Consider the following 18,345-nt stretch of genomic DNA (forward strand, 5'->3'; position numbering starts at 1 on the left):
GGGCCTGCCCCCGGTTCAGAGGCTCAACGCTGGCCTTGCGCTTCCATCAGCTGGCGCAGCATCTGCTCTTCGGACATGTCGTCCTTGACCGGACGGTCGGCCTCGACGCCCTGCAAAAGCGCCATCGCATCCTCTTCCGGCTCATCGACCTCGATCTGGGTCTGGTTCGATTCGATCAGGCGTTCGCGCAGGTCATCGGCCTGCTGCGTTTCCTCGGCGATCTCGCGCAGGGAGACGACGGGGTTCTTGTCATTGTCGCGGTCCACGGTCAGGGGCGAGCCTGCCGAGATCTCGCGCGCGCGATGGGCGGCGAGCATCACCAGTTCGAACCGGTTCGGAACCTTGTCAACGCAATCTTCAACCGTCACGCGGGCCATATGATATCTCCGAGGTTTGGATGCTTCCAGAAACGCAAGCCCTGTATCTATCCACCGCAAAGGGGATTGACAAGGCCCTTCCTGCCCCGAAAGCGGTGCGGCGATCCGCGAAAATTCGCCGCAATTGCGGGGCGTGCACCGGCGCCGTCGCCCGGCCTTGTCGTCGCTTAAGTCATGCCTGTGGCGGGGTTTTCCGGAAATCTTGCCATCGCAGCCGAATTTGACGCTACGGCAATCAGCGGATTTTGATCAGATTTCTCCGGGCCGGGGCGTTGCAAACTGACTTCGAGACCTTATTATCATGGGCATTGTCGGTCGTGGTTATTTTGCCATTCGATTTCAGATTCACGGGAATTGCGGCTGACGCCATTACACTCACGGGACGGATATCATGTTTTATCGCGACGAAAGGCTGGCGTTGTTCATCGACGGCTCCAACCTCTACGCGGCCGCCAAGGCGCTGGCCTTCGACATCGACTACAAGCTTCTGCGCAAGGAGTTCATGCAGCGCGGCAAGTTGCTGCGCGCCTTCTACTACACGGCCCTGCTGGAGAATGACGACTATTCGCCGATTCGCCCGCTGGTCGATTGGCTGCACTATAACGGCTTCACCATGGTCACCAAGCCGGCCAAGGAATTCATCGACAGCCAGGGCCGCCGCAAGGTCAAGGGCAACATGGATATCGAGCTGGCCGTCGACGCGATGGAGATCGCGCCGCATGTCGACCATATCGTGCTGTTCTCGGGCGACGGCGATTTCCGGCCGCTGGTCGAGGCGCTGCAACGCAAGGGCGTGCGCGTCTCGGTGGTCTCAACCATCCGCAGCCAGCCGCCGATGATCGCCGACGACCTGCGCCGCCAGGCCGACAATTTCATCGAGCTGGACGAGTTGAAGGACGTGGTGGGCAGGCCCCCCCGCGAACCGCGCGTCACCGACCGCGCCGATTACGAGACCGAGGACAACTGAGCCTCGCTCAGCCCGACGGCTCACGGCGGAACAGGCTGTATTGAAACCGTTGCTCGGCCCCGGTCGGGGTGACATGGGTGAACCGGCCCGCCCCGTCGGGCCGGAACGCCCCCGGCACGAGGTCCGCCAAGGTCTCGGCCATCTCCTCGGGCGCATAGCGGCGCACCGGCAGGCCGGAACAGCTTTCCGGCCCGTCCTCGGCAAAACTCATCACGATCGCATGGCCGCCGGGGCGCAACGCCTCGGCCATCGCCGCCAGGTAGGCCCGCTGCCCGCCCGCGTCGGTCAGGAAATGAAACACCGCCCGGTCGTGCCAAAGATCATAGCGGCGTGGTGGGGTCCAGGCCGTGATATCGGCGGCAATCCACGCGACCTGCGCCGCCTGCCCGCCCATCCGCTCCTGTGCCTTGGCCAGTGCCGTCGTCGATATATCAAGCACGCTGACATCGACATAGCCCCGCGCCAGCAGGCAATCGGCCAGCCGGGACGCCCCGCCGCCGATGTCGATCACACCCGCATCCGGGCCGACCCGTTCCGTGATCAGGTCAAGCGACAGGTCGGGGCGGGCCTCGAACCAGCTCAACTCCTCGGGGCGGGTGCCGTCATAGCGGTCCTCCCAATGCGTCTGCCCGCCAGTCCTGCGATGTCCCGCCATGCAACTCTTCCTTCTCTTCCCCATCGGGCCAGATCGTCCGCGTCGGTCTGATCGTGACCCTCGATCACCTCCTCGGGCCAGATGCTCTCGATATAGGATGGAACGCGCCCAATCCCAAATTCGCATCTCCGGTCCCTCTTGCAATTCCTGTTCCGTCCCGCCCCCCCCCCGGCACGGGTGGGTCACCTGACAGCTTCGTGATCGCCGCCTCTGGACGTGGGGCCATCGCTCGCATAACTCGGGGGCAGACAGGAGAGACGCCATGAAACCGCCCCTCACCCTCTACCTCGCCGCCCCGCGCGGCTTCTGCGCCGGTGTCGACCGCGCCATCAAGATCGTCGAAATGGCGCTCGCGAAATGGGGCGCGCCGGTCTATGTGCGCCACGAGATCGTGCATAACAAGTTCGTCGTCGACGACCTGCGCGGCAAGGGCGCCATCTTTGTCGAACGGCTCGCCGATTGCCCTGATGACCGGCCCGTCATCTTCTCGGCGCATGGCGTGGCCAAATCGGTCCCGGCCGCGGCCGAGGCGCGCAACATGGTCTATGTCGATGCCACCTGCCCGCTGGTCTCCAAGGTCCATATCGAGGCCGAACGCCACCACGCGAACGGCCTGCAGATGGTGATGATCGGCCATGCCGGCCACCCCGAGACCGTCGGGACCATGGGCCAATTGCCCGAAGGCGAGGTGCTGCTGGTCGAAACCGCCGAGGATGTGGCCCGCCTCACTCCGCGCGACCCCGGGAAACTGGCCTTCATCACCCAGACCACCCTCAGCGTCGATGACACGGCGGAAATCGTGGCCGCCCTGCAGGCGAAATTCCCCACCATCATCGGCCCGCACAAGGAAGACATCTGCTACGCCACCACCAACCGGCAGGCGGCAGTGAAGGCCATTGCCCCCAAGGCCGATGCGATCCTGGTCGTGGGCGCGCCCAACTCGTCCAATTCGCGCCGCCTGGTCGAGGTCGGGGCCAAGGCAGGCTGCGGTTATTCCCAACTGGTGCAGCGGGCCGAAAACATCGACTGGCGCGCGCTTGAGGGGATCACGGCGCTTGGTGTCACCGCCGGAGCCTCAGCCCCCGAAGTGTTGGTCAATGAAGTCATCGAGGCCTGCCGCGCCCGGTTCGATGTGACCCTTGAATATGTCGAAACGGCGGTCGAGAACGTGGAATTCAAGGTGCCCCGCGTGCTGCGCGAACCGGCCTGAGCGCGGGGCCGCACACCGCGACCCAACCGCCGCGGCCTGCCTTCCAGCCGATCCGCCGGATCACCTGACAGATCACCCCCCCCTCTTTTTCGTCCAAGTACCTGTCTCCGCCGCGACGGCGCAGGGTCGCCCTGGACATCGTGGCACCGCCGCCTGCGTCCAGTCCATGGCAATGCGGCCCGACGACGGCTCCCGGCAGGGGGCCCGAGCCGGACCGCCACCACGTTGCGTCGAGAACGCTGGCGCTTGCCTCGGGCGGCAAAGTCCACGATGCTTTGCCTGTCACACGCGGCAAAGGCCCCTGCCCCATGATCTCCGCCCAGTTCCCAATCGTCGCCCTGATCCCGGCGCGCGACCTGGCGAAACGGACCGGCATGGCCCACCTGCCCGGGCTGGCTACCGGAGCCTTGCGCCCGGGCGGCGCATCCGCCGTCACCCTGCGCAAGACCCGTGATCCCGGCCCCCGCATCGCAATCCGCCCCGCGATGGAGCGCGCCTGACATGGCCGATCGCGAAACGCTCGACGTCTATGCCGCCCGCGCGGCGGAATATAACAAGATCCCGCCCTCGAATACCCAGGACGCGGCGCTGGCGGGCTTTCTCGCCCGGCTTGCCCCCGGGGCCCATATCCTCGATCTCGGCTGCGGGCCGGGGCTGCACGCAGGCCAGATGATGGCCGAGGGTTTCACCGTCACCGCCCATGACGCCACGCCCGCCTTTGTCGAGGCCGCACGGGCGCGCGGCGTCGATGCGCATCTCGCCCGGTTCGACGATCTCGACGCCGCCGCCGCGTTTGATGCCATCTGGGCCAGCTTCAGCCTGCTCCACGCCGCGAAAGCCGATTTCCCCCGGCACCTGGCTGCCTGCCACCGCGCGTTGCGTCCCGGCGGCATCTTCTTCCTCGGCATGAAACTGGGACAGGGCGAGATCCGCGACGACCTGGGCCGCTTCTACAGCCTCTATTCCGAGGCCGAGCTGCGCGCCGCCCTTGCCGATGCGGGCTTCAGCGTGACCGAGGCCGTCACCGGTGAAGGCGCGGGGCTGGCCGGAACTGTCGATGCTTTTGTCCTGATCACCGCGCGCAGGTCGTAAGCCGGGTTGCCCTTCGCGCGCGCGGACGCCAAAAGGGCCGGACCCCGCCATATGAGGCCCCCGATGCAGACCATTCCCCGCCCCGCCCTCCTGCTCGGCCTTGCCGGGCTGATCCCCTTCCTCTGGGGCGCGTTGACAGTGGCCTTGCCCGATCTGGCCGCCTGGGGCCGCAGCGCCCTCGGGCCCCGCTTCATCGGACCCTATATCCAGGTCTTCTACGGCGCGATCATCCTGGCCTTCATGTCCGGCGTCCTCTGGGGATTTGCAACGCGGGGAACCGGCTGGAGCGGCTACGCCCTCTCGGTCCTGCCTGCCCTCTGGGCCTTCTTCACCACCGGCGGCGGCGCCGAACGCGCGGGCGCGGCGCTGATCGTGGGTTTCCTTGGGCTGCTGGCGCTCGACTGGCAGTTCTGGCGCAAGGGGTTGGCGCCGCCTTGGTGGATGCATCTGCGGGTGGCTCTGACGGTGATCGTCGGCCTCGCGCTCTCGGTCGATCTGGTGCTCTGATGGCCGAGCTTTTCGCCTATACGGACGGGGCCTGTTCAGGAAATCCCGGCCCCGGCGGGTGGGGCGCGCTGCTGATCGCGCGCGAGGGCGATCGCGTGGCGAAAGAGCGCGACCTCAAGGGCGGCGAGGCCGAAACCACCAACAACCGGATGGAGCTGCTGGCGGCGATCTCGGCGCTCGAAAGCCTGACCCGGCCCTCCGCCATCACCATCGTCACCGACAGCGCCTATGTGAAGAACGGCGTGACGCAATGGATCCACGGCTGGAAGCGCAACGGCTGGAAGACCTCGGCGAAGAAGCCGGTCAAGAATGTCGACCTGTGGCAGCGGCTGGAAGCGGCGCAGGCCCGCCATGACGTGACCTGGGAATGGGTCAAGGGTCATGCCGGACACCCCGAGAACGAACGCGCCGACGAACTGGCCCGCGCCGGCATGGCCCCGTTCAAACCGGGGTGACCGGGACAGCGCTGCGGCGGCGCAGCGCAGATCCGCGCCGTCGACGGCGCGTCCACGCGGTTTCGAACCTGGCACAGGACAAATATGACCCCACCGATCCTCGACTATGCCTCCGTCCTGATCTTCGCCCTCTCCGGCGCGCTGGTGGCAAGCCGCGCGCAGCTCGATATCGTCGGGTTCTTCTTCATCGCCTGCCTGACCGCCGTGGGCGGCGGCACCATCCGCGACGTGCTGCTGGACCGCAACCCGGTCTTCTGGATCGCCGATCCGACCCACCTGGCCATCGCCTGCGGCGCGGCGCTGGTGGTGTTTTTCACCGCGCATCGCTTCGAAAGCCGCTACCGGGTGCTGCTGTGGCTCGACGCAGCCGCGCTTTCGGTCGCGGTCGCCGCCGGGGCCAGTGCGGCCATGGCGCTCGATCATTCCGCGCCTGTCGTCCTGGTCATGGGGGTCGCGACCGGCACGTTTGGCGGTCTCATGCGCGACGTGGTCTGCAACGAGGTGCCGCTGGTCCTGAAACAGGGCGAGCTCTACGTCACCGCCGCCTTCGCGGGGGCGGGTGCGGCGCTCATCGCGGCAAGCGTCACGACCTATCCGCTGGCCCCGGCGCTGGCCAGTATCGCGGCCTGTTTCACCTTGCGCGCAGGCTCGATCCATTTCGGCTGGTGCCTGCCGGTCTACCGCGCGCGTCCGCCACGTCAGTGATCAGCGCCGCTGGATATAGGTTCGCCAGGCCCAGATCAGGAACACCGCGCCCAGGAAGGCGCCAAGGAAGCCCGCGAACATGCCGAAGACGGACAGCAGGAACCGCAGGACCAGCCCGCCGATGATCGCGCCGAGGATGCCGATGGCCACCGTGGTCAGCACATTCGCCTCCAGCCGCATCACGCGCGTTGCCAGGTAGCCCGCCGCCGCGCCCACGATGATGAGATAGAGCACCACCATCGGATCAGCGCCGCCGCCCGCGCCGCCGCCCCAGGCGCAGGTTGCCCACCGGGATCAGCACCAGCGCCGCCGAGGCCCCGATGATCGCATCCAGCCCCGGCGAGCCGAAGGACAGGCGGAACATCACCCGGATCATGAAGAGGAGGATCACCGCCCCGAGCGCGATGATCACCGAGGGGAGGATGCCGTTGCGGGTAATCCCCCACCTCTCGAACAGAACGCCGATGATACCGCCGATCATCAGCGATCCGAAAAAGGCGAAAAATCCCATCAGGTCTCTCCCAATATGGTGCCCTGCGGCAGGGTCGTCCCGCGCAGGAAGCTCTGCGCATCCTGCCGCCCGCGCCCCTCGACCTGCACCTCGTCAACCTGCACCGCGCCGCCGCCGCAGGCAAGGGTCAGCCCGTGCAGAACCTCGCCAGGGCGCCCTTCGCCCGCCACGACGCGGCTGGCCAGCAGCTTGAGGCGCTTGCCGTTCAATGTCGTCCAGGCCCCCGGAAAGGGCGAGAGCCCCCGGATCTGGCGGTCGACCTCCAGCGCGGGCCGCGTCCAGTCGATCCGCGCCTCGGCCTTGTCGATCTTGGCGGCATAGGTGACGCCCTTTTCCGGTTGCGGCACCGGCACCAATTCATCCAGCCGCGCCAGCGCTGCGACAATCGCCTCGGCCCCCATCGCGCTCAACCGGTCATGCAGGCGCGCGGTGGTCTCCTCCGGCCCGATATCGGTTTCCCGGCACAGCAGCACCGGCCCGGTATCCAGCCCCGCCTCCATCGCCATGATGCACACCCCGGTTTTTTCGTCCCCCGCCATGATCGCGCGATGAATGGGCGCGGCTCCGCGCCAGCGGGGAAGCAGGCTGGCGTGGATATTGAGGCAGCCCCGCGCAGGCGCGTCCAGCACGGCTTGCGGCAGGATCAGGCCATAGGCCACCACCACCGCGACATCGGCCTCCAGCGCGGCGAAGGCCGCCTGCGCCTCGGCCGTTTTCAGGCTGGCGGGGTGGCGCACCGCAAGCCCAAGCGCCTCGGCCCGCGCCTGCACCGGGGTGGGCCTTTCCTGCTTGCCCCGTCCTGCGGGGCGCGGCGGCTGGCAATAGACGGCGGCGATCTCGTGCCCCGCCCCGACCAGCGCATCCAGCACGGGGACCGAGAAATCGGGGCTGCCCATGAATGTGATCCGCATCGAAACCTGTCCTTGTCGCTGTGCCTGCCCCGATCTACCGCAGCGCGTGCGCCGGGACCATCGGATTTCGGGCCGGACGCGAACACGCGCCGTCGACGGCGCGTCGCAAACGCCGCGTCGACGCGGCGTGCCCCGCACCGCGCGATCCTCTCGGCAATATTTAGCCACATGGCTAGGTTTTCTCTTGCACAGCCCATATCGCTCATGTTACCTAGCCATATGGCTAAGTATGACGAGCAACTGGACCGGTATTTCACCGCCCTCGGTGACCCGACAAGACGCGCTATCCTGTCGCGCCTGGCCCGAGGCCCGGCCAGCACCAGCGAATTGGCGGCACCGCATGACATGGCGCTGCCCTCCTTCCTCGCGCATCTGCGCAAGCTGGAGGCCGCGGGGCTGGTCACCAGCGACAAACAGGGCCGCGTGCGCAGCTACAGCCTGACGCCAGATGCCCTGCGCCCCGCGCAGGACTGGCTCAGCGAACAGCGCGCCCTGTGGGAGACCCGGCTGGACCAGTTCGACGATTACGTCACCAACCTGACGCAGGAGCGAACAGATGGACCTCGATCCCAAGACTGACCTGAAACTGACCCGCACCCTCAAGGCCCCCCGCGCCCTGATCTGGGAGTGCTGGACCAGCCCCGACCATATCCCGCATTTCTTCGTCCCCCGCCCGCACAAGGTCACGGGCTGCGAGATCGACCTGCGCGTCGGCGGGCGGTTCAACACCACCTTCGATGTCGATGGCAACGTGATGGACAACACGGGCGTCTACCTCGAGATCGTGCCGCGGGAAAAGCTGGTCTTCACCGATGCCTATTCGGAAGGCTGGAAACCCGCCCCCGACCCGTTCATGACCGCGATCCTGCTGCTGGAGGATGCGGGCGACGGGGCCACCTCCTACACCGCCATCGCGCGCCACCGCTCATCCGAGGCGCGCCAGAGCCATGAGGATATGGGGTTTCACGACGGATGGGGCACGGTCGCGGATCAACTGGAGGCCTACGCGCAGGGCCTTTCCCGCTGATCCTCAGACATCCAGCCCCTCGTTCACCGTCAGCTTCGGATTGCGGAACCCCATCGCGGCCCAGGCCAGGAACAGCCTGCCCATGAACCCCGCCGAATGGCCCTTCCGGTTCGGCACGTCATCGGGCAACTCCGTCCCCTCGGGCAGATCGCCCACCATGGTGCGCAACTGAACCGGCGGGTGCGCCCCTCCGGCCACAGCCCGCCATAGAGGCTCAGCCAATGACCGCCTTTCGCCTCGATGAAGACGGGCGTGTTGCAGCAGGTGGCAATCACCCGGCGCGTGCCGGATTTGGGCGTCAGCCGGAACGCCTTGAGGTTCTCATGCCCCGACAGGAACTCCACCCGATCCTTGCGGTATTCGACGCAGATCGTGCCACCGATCTCCGTCACGATCGAGCGCGCGCCGGACAGCCGCGCCATCCGCTCGGCCGCCTCGCGGCAACTGTCGCACAGACATTCCGTGACCGCGATCGGGCGGCCCGTCACCTCGGCCCGCATCGCCCCGCAGGCGCATTGAAGCTGTGTTTCCGACACCTGGCCACCCTCCGTCATTCACAGGCCAGCTTGCCAGACTCCGCGCGGATTTCAACGGCGGTAATCAGCCCCGCTTCCGCGCCTTCTTCAGCAGCATGTCGCGGCGGGTCTTGCTGAGGCGGTCGAAATACATCCGCCCCGCCAGATGGTCGATCTGGTGCTGCACCGACGTGGCCCAAAGCCCGACGAAATCCTTCTCCACCTCTGCCCCCTCCTCGTCCAGATAGGCCACCGTCACCGCGCGGGGGCGGGCAATGAGCGCGGACAATCCGGGCAGGTTCGGGCTCGCCTCCTCATGCGGTCGGAACTCGACCGAGGCGTGCAGCACGCGCGGATTGGCCAGTTTCACCGCCTTGCCGCGCGCGTCCGAGGCATCGACCACGGCCAGCGCCTGCATCACGCCGATCTGCGGCGCGGCAAGCCCCACACCCGGCATCGCGTCCATCGTCTCGACCATGTCGGCCCAGATCGCGCGGGTCTCGTCGGTGATCTCCTCCACCTTCGCGGCGGGCATGCGCAATCGCCTGTCCGGCCACATCACGAAGGGCCTAACCGGCATATTCCGCCTCCAGCGCGGCGGTCGGCATCCAGCCGGTCGAAGATGACGATTCCGTTCAGGTGGTCCATCTCGTGCAGCGCCACCCGCGCGGCGGCGCCGGTCAGAACCTCGGACTGGCGCGCGCCATCCAGATCGGTCCATTGCATCGTCGCGCGCGGCGGTCGGGCGATCTCGGCGCTGACACCGGGGATCGACAGGCAGGCCTCCTCGCCCAGGACAAAGCGGTTATACTCCACCGAGATGCGCGGGTTGATCGCCACCATCGGGTTTGGCGCGGCCTCTTTCCAGGTCACATCCATCACGAACATGCGGATCATCCGGCCCACCTGCGGCGCCGCCAGCCCGCGGCCCCTGGCGTCATACATCGTGTCCAGCATGTCCTGCGCCAACTCGCCCACCTCGCCCTCGACCGGCGTGCAGTCCTGGCTCAGGCGCGGATCGGGCCAGCGCAGGATCTCCAGCACGCTCATGCCTTCTCCCGCGCGCGTTCACGCTTCAGCTTGACCATCTTGCGGGTGATCATCTGGCGCTTGAGCGGCTTGAGGTAGTCGATGAAGAGCTTGCCCGCCAGGTGGTCGATCTCATGCTGCACGCAGGTCGCCCAGAGGCCGGTGAAGACCTCCTGATGCGCGCGGCCGTCCGCGTCCATCCAGGCCACCTCGACCTCGGCGGGGCGCGTCACCTCGGCGTAGATATCGGGAATCGACAGGCACCCTTCCTCGTAAACGCTGGTCTCGTCCGAGGTGGCGATCACCTCGGGGTTGAACATCGCCAGGGGGCGCGGCGTGGCCCCCTCCTCCTTCTCGCAATCCAGCACGATCAGCCGGTCCAGCACGCCCACCTGCGGCGCGGCCAGACCGATGCCCGGCGCGTCATACATGGTTTCCAGCATGTCCGAGGCCAGCACCCGCAATTCGTCGGACAGATCGACGACGGGCGAGGCCGGTTTCTTCAGGCGCGGGTCGGGATGGATCAGGATCGGGCGTAACATGGCCGTTGAGATAAGCGATCGGGCGCGCTCCCGCAACGCCTCTTGCACCCGCGCCGCGATCCGCTAGCTTGCCGCCCCGTAACGGTAACGCCCCAGGAAGGCCCCATGGATTTCAACACGCTCATAGATCGCCGCGGCACCAACTCCTCCAAATGGGACAAGATGGAAAAGCTCTTCGGCGTCTCGCCCGAGGACGGCCTGTCGATGTGGACCGCCGATTCCGATTACCCGACCGCGCCCTGTGTGCGCGACGCCCTGCGCAAGGCCGCCGATTTCGGCGTGTTCGGCTATTCGTGGGAACATCCCGACTACCTTGCCGCCATCGCCTGGTGGATGAAGACCCGCCACGGCTGGGAGGTCGATCCCGACTGGATCCTGACCAGCCAGGGGCTCGGCAATGCCGTCGCCCTGTCGATCCATGTCTGGAGCGATCCCGGCGATCACGTCGCGATCTTCCCGCCCGTCTATCATGAATTTGCCCACAAGATCGAAAAGCTCAGCCGCCGCGTGACCGAATGTCCGCTGCGCCTCAGGGACGGCCGCTATGAGCTGGACCTCGACGACGCCCAGGCCCGGCTGACGGGCAAGGAAAAGATACTGATCTGGTGTTCGCCGCAGAACCCCTCGGGCCGGATCTGGACGCCAGAAGACCTGCGCGCCGTGGCCGAATTTGCCGAGCGCAACGACCTGGTCCTGATCTCGGACGAAATCCATCACGATCTCGTCTACAAGGGCGAAACCTTCGTGCCGATGGATGTCGCCGCGCCCGGTTTCCGGAGCCGCACGGTGACGCTGACCGCCCCCTCCAAGACCTTCAACATCGCGGGCCAGCGCACCGGCAACATGATCATCCCCGACCCCGACCTGCGCAACGCCATGACCCGCCGCCTCTACACGCTGGATTACACGCCCTCGATGCTGGGGGTCGAGATGATCCGTGCCGCCTACGGCCCGGAAGGCGCGGCCTGGGTCGATGCGCAGATGGCGCATCTGGACAAGAACCGGCGGCTTATGGATGACGGGTTGAACGCGATCCCCGGCGTCCGTTCCATGCCGCTGCAATCCACCTACCTCGCCTGGGTCGATTTCACCGGCACCGGCATGACCCATGACGAGGTGATCGCCCGCATCCGCGATGATGCGAAGATCGCGGTCAGTCCGGGGCCCGGTTTCGGCGCGGGCGGCGACGGCTTCCAGCGCATCAACTTCGCCACCCAGACCGCCCGCGTCCAGGAGGCGGTGGAACGCCTGCAGCGCGCCTTCGCCGATCTCCAGTAGGGCGGGCTTCACCCCGCCACGCGCGCGCCCCCGGCGCCCCGAGACGCCGCCGCGTCTGCACAGGGGGCGCATCGGGGGGTGTACGCCGATTTTCCGCGAAACCTGCCTTGCCGCAGCGCAGCACTTGCACCCCGACACGCAATATCCTAACCAGTTACGGAACCGATACGACATATCCTTACCCAAAGGTCGCGCATTCATGTCCTTCCGCCTGCAACCCACGCCCCCCGCCCGTCCGAACCGCTGCCAGCTTTTCGGCCCCGGCTCGAACCCCAGGCTCTTCCCCAAGATGGCGGCCTCGGCGGCGGATGTGATCAACCTCGATCTGGAGGACAGCGTCGCGCCGTCCGACAAGGATCAGGCGCGCGAGAACATCATCCGGGCGACGCATGATTTCGACTGGGGCGCCAAGACGCTGGCGGTGCGGATCAACAGCCTCGATACCCCCTATTGGTATCGCGATGTGGTTGATTTGCTGGAACGATCCTCGGACCGGCTGGATCAGATCATGATCCCGAAGGTGGGCTGCGCCGAGGATGTCTATGCCGTCGATGCGCTGATCACGGCGGTCGAGAGCGCCAAGTCGCGGACCAGGCCCGTGAGCCTGGAAGTGATCATCGAATCCGCCGCCGGTCTGGCCCATGTCGAGGCCATCGCGGCCGCCTCGCCCCGCCTCCAGGCCATGAGCCTTGGTGCGGCCGATTTCGCCGCCTCGATGGGGATGCAGACGACGGGGATCGGCGGCACGCAGGAAAACTATTACATGCTGCACGGGCAAAACCGGCATTACGCCGACCCCTGGCACTGGGCCCAGACCGCCATCGTCGCCGCCTGCCGCACCCATGGTTTATTGCCCGTGGACGGCCCTTTCGGGGATTTCTCGGATGACGAGGGCTACCGCGCGCAGGCGCGGCGTTCGGCCACGCTCGGCATGGTCGGAAAATGGGCGATTCACCCGAAACAGATCGCCCTGGCCAACGAGGTCTTCACCCCCTCGGACGAGGCCGTGACCGAGGCGCGCGAGATCCTCGCCGCGATGGAAGACGCCAAGAAAAACGGCGAAGGTGCAACGGTTTACAAGGGCCGGCTGGTCGATATCGCCTCGATCAAGCAGGCCGAGGTGATCGTCGCCCAATCCGACCTGATCGCGGCCTCCGCCGGGTGAACTGCCTAAAATCCGAGATGTTAAGCCCGGGTTAGGGTTCGCGCGGTAATGTCCTCTCCGGGTTAGCGAGGGGACGGGAATGACATACGATATAGATATCTTGCTGGATTTCGTCAGTTCGCTGGCCCTGGTCGCGATCCTGGCGCTGGCCTATGGCACGCTGCGGCGGCGGTTTTCCGGGCCGACGATGGCCCCGGTCCTCCTGGGATTCCTGTTCGGCACCGTGACCATCATCCAGATGCACACGCCGCTCACCCCGATGGAGGGGTTGATCATCGACATGCGCAACGTGCCGATCGCGCTGGCGGGCGCGTTCCTGGGCCTGCGCGGGCTGGCGGTCTGCCTGGTCATGGCGATGGCCACGCGCTACGGCATTGGCGGCGTCGGCTGGATATCGGGCGTTGCGGGCATGATCGTCGCGGGCGGGGCCGGGCTGGCCTGGGATCGGCTGACGCGGCACCGCAGCGTGCGGGGCGCGCGCCCCCTGATGGCCCTTGGCGTCGTGATGTGCAGCCACCTGGTCGCCGCCGTCCTGCTGCCTGTCGATATCGCGATCTGGTTCCTCACCGTCGCGGCTCCGCCCATCGTCGCCCTCAACCTCGTCTCGGTGCCGCTGGTCGGCGCGTTGCTGGAACGCGAGCGGCAATTGATGGCGGGTGAAACGCGGCTGAAAGCCTCGGCCAGCACGGATCCCGATACCGGGTTGCTGACGCAGGCCGCCTTCGCGCGCGAAGTCTCGCTTGCGTCCTCGGCGGGCCGGACCAGCCCGGTTGCCGGCATCCTGATCGTCGGCATCGGCAATCGCAAGGATCTGGCGCAGCTCCATGGATCTGAGGGACTGGCACAGGTCTCGGGCGCGTTGCGCCACCGCCTGAAATCCATGATCACGCATTGCGAATTGCTCGGCCAGTCCGACAACGGGGACATCCTGGTCCCGCTCTTGGCCGATGAAATGACTGACCGGGCCGAGATCGAAACCGCCCTGCGCCGGGGCCTTACCAATTGTGCCATCGCGTTACCGGGCGGCGAGTCCGCCCGCCCGACCGCGTCGGTCCAGCTTCACACGCTGTCCGAAGGCTATGGCAGCCGCGACATCCGGAAACAGTTGGCAAAGCTGCCCCGGCCACGACCCGCAAGCGCGCGCGCGCAGGCCCCGGCCCGACCCAATCGCGGCGCGTCCGGCATACATCACGCCCTCTTTGCCAAGTCCGAAAGGCTGGCCCGCGCGATCCACGGCTGAGGCCGGGACCGGTCGAGACTGCGCCGCCAAAGGCCCCCGTTCGCACGGTCGTGCGACATGCGACCTATCGCATTGCAATTGGCGGTGGAGAAAGCCATATAGAACCGGCCCTGACACGTCCTTCGGAGCCGTCCGCGATGACCAATTACCTCGACTTTGAAAAGCCGCTTGCCGAGATCGAAGGCAAGGCCGAGGAGCTTCGCGCCATGGCGCGCGGCAATGCCGAGATGAATGTCGAGGAAGAGGCCAAGGCGCTGGACAAGAAGGCCGCGGACCTCCTCAAGGAGCTTTATAACACCCTGACTCCGTGGCGGAAATGCCAGGTCGCGCGCCATCCCGACCGGCCCCATTGCCGCGACTACATCAACGCACTCTTCACCGAATACACGCCGCTGGCGGGCGACCGGAACTTCGCCGACGATCACGCCGTGATGGGCGGCATCGGTCGCTTCAACGACCGCCCCGTGGTGGTGATCGGCCATGAGAAGGGCCATGACACCAAGACCCGGATCGAACGGAATTTCGGCATGGCCCGGCCCGAGGGCTACCGCAAGGCCGTCCGCCTGATGGAGCTTGCCGACCGCTTCGGCCTGCCCGTCATCACGCTCGTCGACACGCCCGGCGCCTATCCCGGCAAGGGCGCCGAGGAACGCGGCCAGTCCGAGGCCATCGCCCGCTCGACCGAGAAATGCCTGCAGATCGGCGTGCCGTTGGTCTCGGTCATCATCGGCGAAGGCGGATCGGGCGGGGCCGTGGCCTTTGCCACCGCCGATCGCCTCGCGATGCTGGAGCATTCGATCTATTCGGTGATCAGCCCCGAGGGCTGCGCCTCGATCCTGTGGAAGGACGGGGCCAAGATGCGCGAAGCCGCCGAGGCGCTGCGCCTCACTGCGCAGGACCTGGAAAAACTGGGCGTCGTCGATCACATCATCAAGGAACCGCTCGGCGGTGCGCAGCGCGACAGGACTGCCGCCATCGCCGCCGTGGGCGAAGCTGTGGAAAAGCTGCTGTCGAAGATGGACGGGCAAAGCGGCACGGACCTGATCGCCGCGCGGCGCAAGAAGTACCTCGACATGGGCTCCAGAGGGCTGGCCGCGTAGGCGCTACCAGAGCCGCCCCCTGGCATATTCCGCGTATCCGGAATCATAGCCCTCGGCGTCGAATTCCGGCACCATCTCCTTGGCGAACTGCCCCGCTGTCGGCAAACCTTCCGCATCGTCACGTGACCAGAGCCCCGAGCGGATCACCGCCTTGGCGCATTGGTAATAGAGCTCCTCGGCCGTGATCACGATCACCAGCTTGGGATGGTTGCCGCCCTGCTCGAACTGCCCCGTGACGCCCGCATCCGTGGTCAGCCGGGCCCGGCCATTGACCCGGATCACGTTGTTGCTGCCCGGCACCAGGAACATCACCGACACCCGCCCGTCGCGCACGATGTTTCGCAGCGTGTCGATGCGGTTATTGCCGCGCCAGTCGGGCAGCCACAGCGTGCGCTCATCCGCGATATGGACCACCGGGCCGTTATCGCCGCGCGGGCTGCCATCGGTGCCTTCGGGGCCGACCGTGCTGAGAATGCAGAAGCGCGAGGCCGCGATCCAGGACCGGTAGAGCGGCGTGATCACCGGCGTCACCTTGGTCAGCGAGGCGGGCACTGGATCGTCGAACAGCGCCTCCAGCGTCGCGATATCGTCAATATACTCCATCTAGTCCTCCCCCTCGAACCCCGCCTCGGCCATGAGCCGATTGGACGCCGTCTCGACCATCTCCTCAAGGTCGATCATGAATTGCGCGGTCCGCCGCCCCGGCTCGATCACGGGCAGGAACTCGACCACCGCCAGCCCCGGCTTGCGCAGGATGCCGTGGCGCGGCCAGAAGACGCCGACATTGGTGGCGGCAGGCACGCAGGCCTGGCCGGTCTTCTCGTAGAGGATGCCGGTGCCGATCTTGTAGGCCGTCCTGACCCCCGGTGCCACGCGCGTGCCCTGCGGGTAGATGATCAGCTGCCCGCCGCCATGGGCGCTGTTGTTGACGCCCTCGACCATCTGCGTGATCGCCTTGGCGCGCTTGCCGCGATCAACGGGGACACAGCCGATGCGCGTCGCGTACCAGCCCAGGATCGGGGCCCATTTCAGCGATGCCTTCATGATGAAGCGCGGGCGCGGCACGACCGAGACGATCATGATGATGTCGAAGAAACTCTGGTGCTTGGCGGCGATCAGGACCTCGCCCGTCGGCACCTCGCCGCGTATCTCGGAGCGCAGGCCCACCATCCAGGAGGCCGTCCAGCGCACCCACCGGCAATAGGTGTGGACCGCGGCAAAGGCCCCGCGCCGGTCGATCAGCGCCCAGGGCGTGAAAAACACGGCCATCAGCGCCATCATCAGATACATCTGGATGATGAAGACCAGCGAGCGGAGCCATTGCATCACGGCATCCTCCTGAGGGTCCGGAACGCGGCGGCTCGGGTGGCCCAGAAGGCAGTGAAGGCGGCCAGCGGCGGCACGACAAGAGGCCAGAGCCAGTGCCAGCCCGCAAATCCGAGCCCGGTGAGGAACGCGCCCTGTTCCGAGGCGCGCGGCAGGAAGGCGATGGCGATCATGCCAAGCCCCGCCCCAAGCGCCGCGCCCGACAGGGCCCTGATGGTAAAGCGCCGCACGAAGGCGCGGGCGATATAGACATCGCGCGCGCCGACCAGCCGCAACACCCGGATCACCCGCGTGTTCGAGGCCAGCGCCGATTGCGCCGCCAGCGTGATCATCGCCCCGGTCGAGGCCAGGATCAGCCCGAGCGAGACCCAGCCAAGCATCCGTAACCGCCCCGCCGCGCGCACCAGCGGCCTGCGCCAGCGGGTGTGATCGTCCAGCACCGCGCCGGGGGCCTCGGCGGCCAGACGCTGGCGCAAGCCCTCGCTGTCATAGCCCTCGGGCGTTTCGATCACCTCGACGAGGCGCGGGATCGGCAGATCCTCCAGCGGCAGGTCGGGGCCGAACCAGGGCTCCAGCAAGGCGCGCTGTTCCTCGTCGGTCAGGGCACGGGCGGATTCGACGCCGGGGGTCTGCTCCAGCACCTCCAGCACCGCCCATGTCTGCGGCTCGAGTTCCGCCATGGGGGCCGATATGCGGATGGTCGAGGAACGCGCCAGCGCCTCGGACCAGCGGTCGGCCAAGCGGCCCGCGGCCAGCGACAGGGCCAGCGCGAAGACCGCGAGGAACGCCATCGCCCCAGAGGTGAACAGGGTCAGCCGCACCGAATGGCCGCGCCGCGGCACCACCCGGTCGGCCTGCGCGTCGCCCTGGATCAGGGCCAGGATCTGCCGCAGCCGGGTCATAGATCGGACCCCGCCAGTTGCAGCCGCCCCTTGGCGATGCGCAGCACACGCGCGGAAACATGGGTCTTGGCGGCGCGGATCAGGGCCAGGTCATGCGTGGCGACGAGGATGGTCTTGCCCATGCGGTTCAACTCCACCAGCAGTTGCAGCAGGCGCAGCGACATCTCCCAATCGACATTGCCTGTGGGTTCATCGGCCAGAACAACCTCGGGGTCGGTGATGACGGCGCGGGCCAGGGCGGCGCGTTGCCGTTCGCCCCCCGACAATTCCGGCGGCAGCGCCTCGCGGCGGGCTGCAAGGCCGACCCATCCCATCAATTCCTCAAGGTTGCCGGCCTCGTCATCACCGCTGCGGCCCGCGACGGTCAGCGGCAGGGCGACGTTTTCGTAGAGCGGCAGATGGTCCAGAAACTCGCAATCCTGATGCACGACACCCATACGCTGGCGGGCGCGCGCGATCTGGTCGCGGGTCATTGTCGCGGTGTCCTGGCCAAAGAGGCTGACCTTGCCCGCGCTTGCGGTCAGGTCGGCATAGCACAGCTTCAGAAGCGTGGTCTTGCCCGACCCCGACGGGCCGGTCAGAAAGTGGAACGACCCCGGCGCCAGCCGCAAGGTCAGTTCGCTCAGTAAGGTTGTGTTGCCATAGCCATAGGCAACTTCGGCCAAGTCAATCACGCGTCGCCCCCGATCCGCATTTCTGGGACCGTCATGCCTCAGTCGGGACGGTCTTGCAATCGCCCTGCCAAGCAATGACTTGGAATAGGCGGGACCGGTTGCTACTGTTCGCGCCAACCAGAGGTAGAGCGACCGTGCATGTGGCGGTCAAGACGGG

Annotated in this window: 26 protein-coding genes and 1 pseudogene; 13 read left to right on the forward strand and 14 right to left on the reverse strand. The window is 66.8% G+C overall.

Features of this window, described 5'->3' with window-relative positions; translation table 11 throughout:
• Nucleotides 1-23: 23 nt before the first annotated feature.
• Nucleotides 24-377 (reverse strand): DNA-directed RNA polymerase subunit omega, encoded by a 354-nt coding sequence (gene rpoZ, locus HNS34_RS11390; protein WP_172320194.1) that lies wholly within the window; start codon nt 375-377, stop codon nt 24-26.
• Nucleotides 378-768: 391 nt separating this feature from the next.
• Here rpoZ and HNS34_RS11395 point away from each other — a divergent pair, with 391 nt between their 5' ends.
• Nucleotides 769-1,344, forward strand: a complete 576-nt coding sequence (locus HNS34_RS11395; protein ID WP_172320195.1) for a LabA-like NYN domain-containing protein — start codon at nt 769-771, stop codon at nt 1,342-1,344.
• Between the two features lie 7 nt (nt 1,345-1,351).
• Here HNS34_RS11395 and HNS34_RS11400 read toward each other — a convergent pair whose 3' ends face one another.
• Nucleotides 1,352-1,999: a class I SAM-dependent methyltransferase gene (locus HNS34_RS11400; RefSeq protein WP_172320196.1), complete on the reverse strand. Its 648-nt coding sequence runs from the start codon at nt 1,997-1,999 to the stop codon at nt 1,352-1,354.
• A 262-nt stretch (nt 2,000-2,261) separates the two neighbouring features.
• Here HNS34_RS11400 and ispH point away from each other — a divergent pair, with 262 nt between their 5' ends.
• The 6 genes from ispH (at nt 2,262) to HNS34_RS11430 (ending at nt 5,968) form a co-directional block, all read left to right on the forward strand.
• Nucleotides 2,262-3,209, forward strand: a complete 948-nt coding sequence (ispH, locus tag HNS34_RS11405) for a 4-hydroxy-3-methylbut-2-enyl diphosphate reductase (protein WP_172320197.1) — start codon at nt 2,262-2,264, stop codon at nt 3,207-3,209.
• A 308-nt stretch (nt 3,210-3,517) separates the two neighbouring features.
• Nucleotides 3,518-3,709 (forward strand): hypothetical protein, encoded by a 192-nt coding sequence (locus HNS34_RS11410; protein ID WP_172320198.1) that lies wholly within the window; start codon nt 3,518-3,520, stop codon nt 3,707-3,709.
• Nucleotide 3,710: 1 nt separating this feature from the next.
• Nucleotides 3,711-4,301 carry a class I SAM-dependent DNA methyltransferase gene (locus HNS34_RS11415; RefSeq protein WP_172320199.1) on the forward strand — a complete coding sequence of 197 codons (591 nt, stop codon included), beginning with the start codon at nt 3,711-3,713 and terminating at the stop codon, nt 4,299-4,301.
• Between the two features lie 63 nt (nt 4,302-4,364).
• The gene (locus HNS34_RS11420) at nt 4,365-4,808 is read left to right on the forward strand and encodes a DUF3429 domain-containing protein (RefSeq protein ID WP_172320200.1); all 444 of its coding nucleotides are present in this window, start codon (nt 4,365-4,367) and stop codon (nt 4,806-4,808) included.
• Nucleotides 4,808-5,263, forward strand: a complete 456-nt coding sequence (gene rnhA, locus HNS34_RS11425) for a ribonuclease HI (protein ID WP_172320201.1) — start codon at nt 4,808-4,810, stop codon at nt 5,261-5,263. Before HNS34_RS11420 ends, rnhA begins: the two co-directional genes overlap by 1 nt.
• 84 nt (nt 5,264-5,347) lie before the next feature.
• Nucleotides 5,348-5,968: a trimeric intracellular cation channel family protein gene (locus HNS34_RS11430; RefSeq protein ID WP_172320202.1), complete on the forward strand. Its 621-nt coding sequence runs from the start codon at nt 5,348-5,350 to the stop codon at nt 5,966-5,968.
• Here HNS34_RS11430 and HNS34_RS11435 read toward each other — a convergent pair whose 3' ends face one another.
• From HNS34_RS11435 to fmt, 3 genes are read right to left on the reverse strand one after another with little or no spacing between them, the layout of a single operon-like run.
• Nucleotides 5,969-6,208 carry a GlsB/YeaQ/YmgE family stress response membrane protein gene (locus tag HNS34_RS11435; RefSeq protein ID WP_172320203.1) on the reverse strand — a complete coding sequence of 80 codons (240 nt, stop codon included), beginning with the start codon at nt 6,206-6,208 and terminating at the stop codon, nt 5,969-5,971.
• 4 nt (nt 6,209-6,212) lie between these two features.
• Complete coding sequence (locus tag HNS34_RS11440; RefSeq protein ID WP_172320204.1) at nt 6,213-6,479, reverse strand: hypothetical protein; 267 nt, start codon at nt 6,477-6,479, stop codon at nt 6,213-6,215.
• A complete protein-coding gene (gene fmt, locus HNS34_RS11445) occupies nt 6,479-7,390 on the reverse strand; it encodes a methionyl-tRNA formyltransferase (protein WP_172320205.1) in 912 nt (303 codons plus the stop codon). Before fmt ends, HNS34_RS11440 begins: the two co-directional genes overlap by 1 nt.
• Before the next feature lie 219 nt (nt 7,391-7,609).
• Here fmt and HNS34_RS11450 point away from each other — a divergent pair, with 219 nt between their 5' ends.
• Both HNS34_RS11450 and HNS34_RS11455 read left to right on the forward strand, forming a co-directional pair.
• Nucleotides 7,610-7,969: an ArsR/SmtB family transcription factor gene (locus HNS34_RS11450; RefSeq protein WP_172320206.1), complete on the forward strand. Its 360-nt coding sequence runs from the start codon at nt 7,610-7,612 to the stop codon at nt 7,967-7,969.
• A complete protein-coding gene (locus HNS34_RS11455; RefSeq protein WP_172320207.1) occupies nt 7,947-8,417 on the forward strand; it encodes an SRPBCC family protein in 471 nt (156 codons plus the stop codon). The genes HNS34_RS11450 and HNS34_RS11455 overlap by 23 nt, the downstream gene beginning before the upstream one ends.
• 3 nt (nt 8,418-8,420) lie before the next feature.
• On the opposite strand, the gene HNS34_RS20730 is transcribed toward HNS34_RS11455, so the two are convergent.
• The 5 genes and pseudogenes from HNS34_RS20730 to def (HNS34_RS11475) form a co-directional block, all read right to left on the reverse strand.
• On the reverse strand, nt 8,421-8,639 hold the full coding sequence (locus tag HNS34_RS20730) for a hypothetical protein (protein ID WP_235952718.1): 219 nt from the start codon (nt 8,637-8,639) through the stop codon (nt 8,421-8,423).
• A 59-nt stretch (nt 8,640-8,698) separates the two neighbouring features.
• Nucleotides 8,699-8,971 (reverse strand): annotated as a pseudogene (locus tag HNS34_RS20735) (GFA family protein); the annotation flags it as partial.
• Between the two features lie 46 nt (nt 8,972-9,017).
• Nucleotides 9,018-9,512, reverse strand: coding sequence for a peptide deformylase (gene def, locus HNS34_RS11465; RefSeq protein WP_172320208.1), 495 nt, complete (start codon nt 9,510-9,512; stop codon nt 9,018-9,020).
• The gene (locus tag HNS34_RS11470) at nt 9,491-9,982 is read right to left on the reverse strand and encodes a peptide deformylase (RefSeq protein WP_172320209.1); all 492 of its coding nucleotides are present in this window, start codon (nt 9,980-9,982) and stop codon (nt 9,491-9,493) included. Before HNS34_RS11470 ends, def (HNS34_RS11465) begins: the two co-directional genes overlap by 22 nt.
• Nucleotides 9,979-10,503: a peptide deformylase gene (gene def / locus HNS34_RS11475; protein WP_172320210.1), complete on the reverse strand. Its 525-nt coding sequence runs from the start codon at nt 10,501-10,503 to the stop codon at nt 9,979-9,981. Before def (HNS34_RS11475) ends, HNS34_RS11470 begins: the two co-directional genes overlap by 4 nt.
• A gap of 105 nt (nt 10,504-10,608) precedes the next feature.
• Between def (HNS34_RS11475) and HNS34_RS11480 the strand changes: the two genes are divergently transcribed.
• From HNS34_RS11480 to HNS34_RS11495, 4 genes are all read left to right on the forward strand, one after another.
• Entirely contained in the window at nt 10,609-11,781 is a 1,173-nt protein-coding gene (locus HNS34_RS11480) for a MalY/PatB family protein (protein ID WP_172320211.1), read from the forward strand.
• Nucleotides 11,782-11,980: 199 nt separating this feature from the next.
• Nucleotides 11,981-12,946, forward strand: coding sequence for an L-malyl-CoA/beta-methylmalyl-CoA lyase (locus HNS34_RS11485; protein WP_172320212.1), 966 nt, complete (start codon nt 11,981-11,983; stop codon nt 12,944-12,946).
• A gap of 79 nt (nt 12,947-13,025) precedes the next feature.
• Nucleotides 13,026-14,186, forward strand: a complete 1,161-nt coding sequence (locus HNS34_RS11490; RefSeq protein ID WP_172320213.1) for a LytS/YhcK type 5TM receptor domain-containing protein — start codon at nt 13,026-13,028, stop codon at nt 14,184-14,186.
• A 137-nt stretch (nt 14,187-14,323) separates the two neighbouring features.
• Nucleotides 14,324-15,286 (forward strand): acetyl-CoA carboxylase carboxyltransferase subunit alpha, encoded by a 963-nt coding sequence (locus HNS34_RS11495; RefSeq protein ID WP_172320214.1) that lies wholly within the window; start codon nt 14,324-14,326, stop codon nt 15,284-15,286.
• A 3-nt stretch (nt 15,287-15,289) separates the two neighbouring features.
• Here the strand turns inward: HNS34_RS11495 and HNS34_RS11500 are convergent, their stop codons facing one another.
• From HNS34_RS11500 to HNS34_RS11515, 4 genes are read right to left on the reverse strand one after another with little or no spacing between them, the layout of a single operon-like run.
• Nucleotides 15,290-15,889 carry a pyridoxamine 5'-phosphate oxidase family protein gene (locus tag HNS34_RS11500; protein ID WP_172320215.1) on the reverse strand — a complete coding sequence of 200 codons (600 nt, stop codon included), beginning with the start codon at nt 15,887-15,889 and terminating at the stop codon, nt 15,290-15,292.
• On the reverse strand, nt 15,890-16,612 hold the full coding sequence (locus HNS34_RS11505) for a lysophospholipid acyltransferase family protein (protein WP_172320216.1): 723 nt from the start codon (nt 16,610-16,612) through the stop codon (nt 15,890-15,892).
• Nucleotides 16,612-17,514 carry a cell division protein FtsX gene (locus HNS34_RS11510; RefSeq protein WP_172320217.1) on the reverse strand — a complete coding sequence of 301 codons (903 nt, stop codon included), beginning with the start codon at nt 17,512-17,514 and terminating at the stop codon, nt 16,612-16,614. The genes HNS34_RS11505 and HNS34_RS11510 overlap by 1 nt, the downstream gene beginning before the upstream one ends.
• Nucleotides 17,511-18,188: a cell division ATP-binding protein FtsE gene (locus tag HNS34_RS11515; RefSeq protein ID WP_172320218.1), complete on the reverse strand. Its 678-nt coding sequence runs from the start codon at nt 18,186-18,188 to the stop codon at nt 17,511-17,513. Before HNS34_RS11515 ends, HNS34_RS11510 begins: the two co-directional genes overlap by 4 nt.
• Nucleotides 18,189-18,345 lie beyond the last annotated feature (157 nt).

The organism is Alterinioella nitratireducens, from assembly GCF_013155465.1.
Classification (GTDB): Bacteria; Pseudomonadota; Alphaproteobacteria; order Rhodobacterales; family Rhodobacteraceae; genus Alterinioella; species Alterinioella nitratireducens.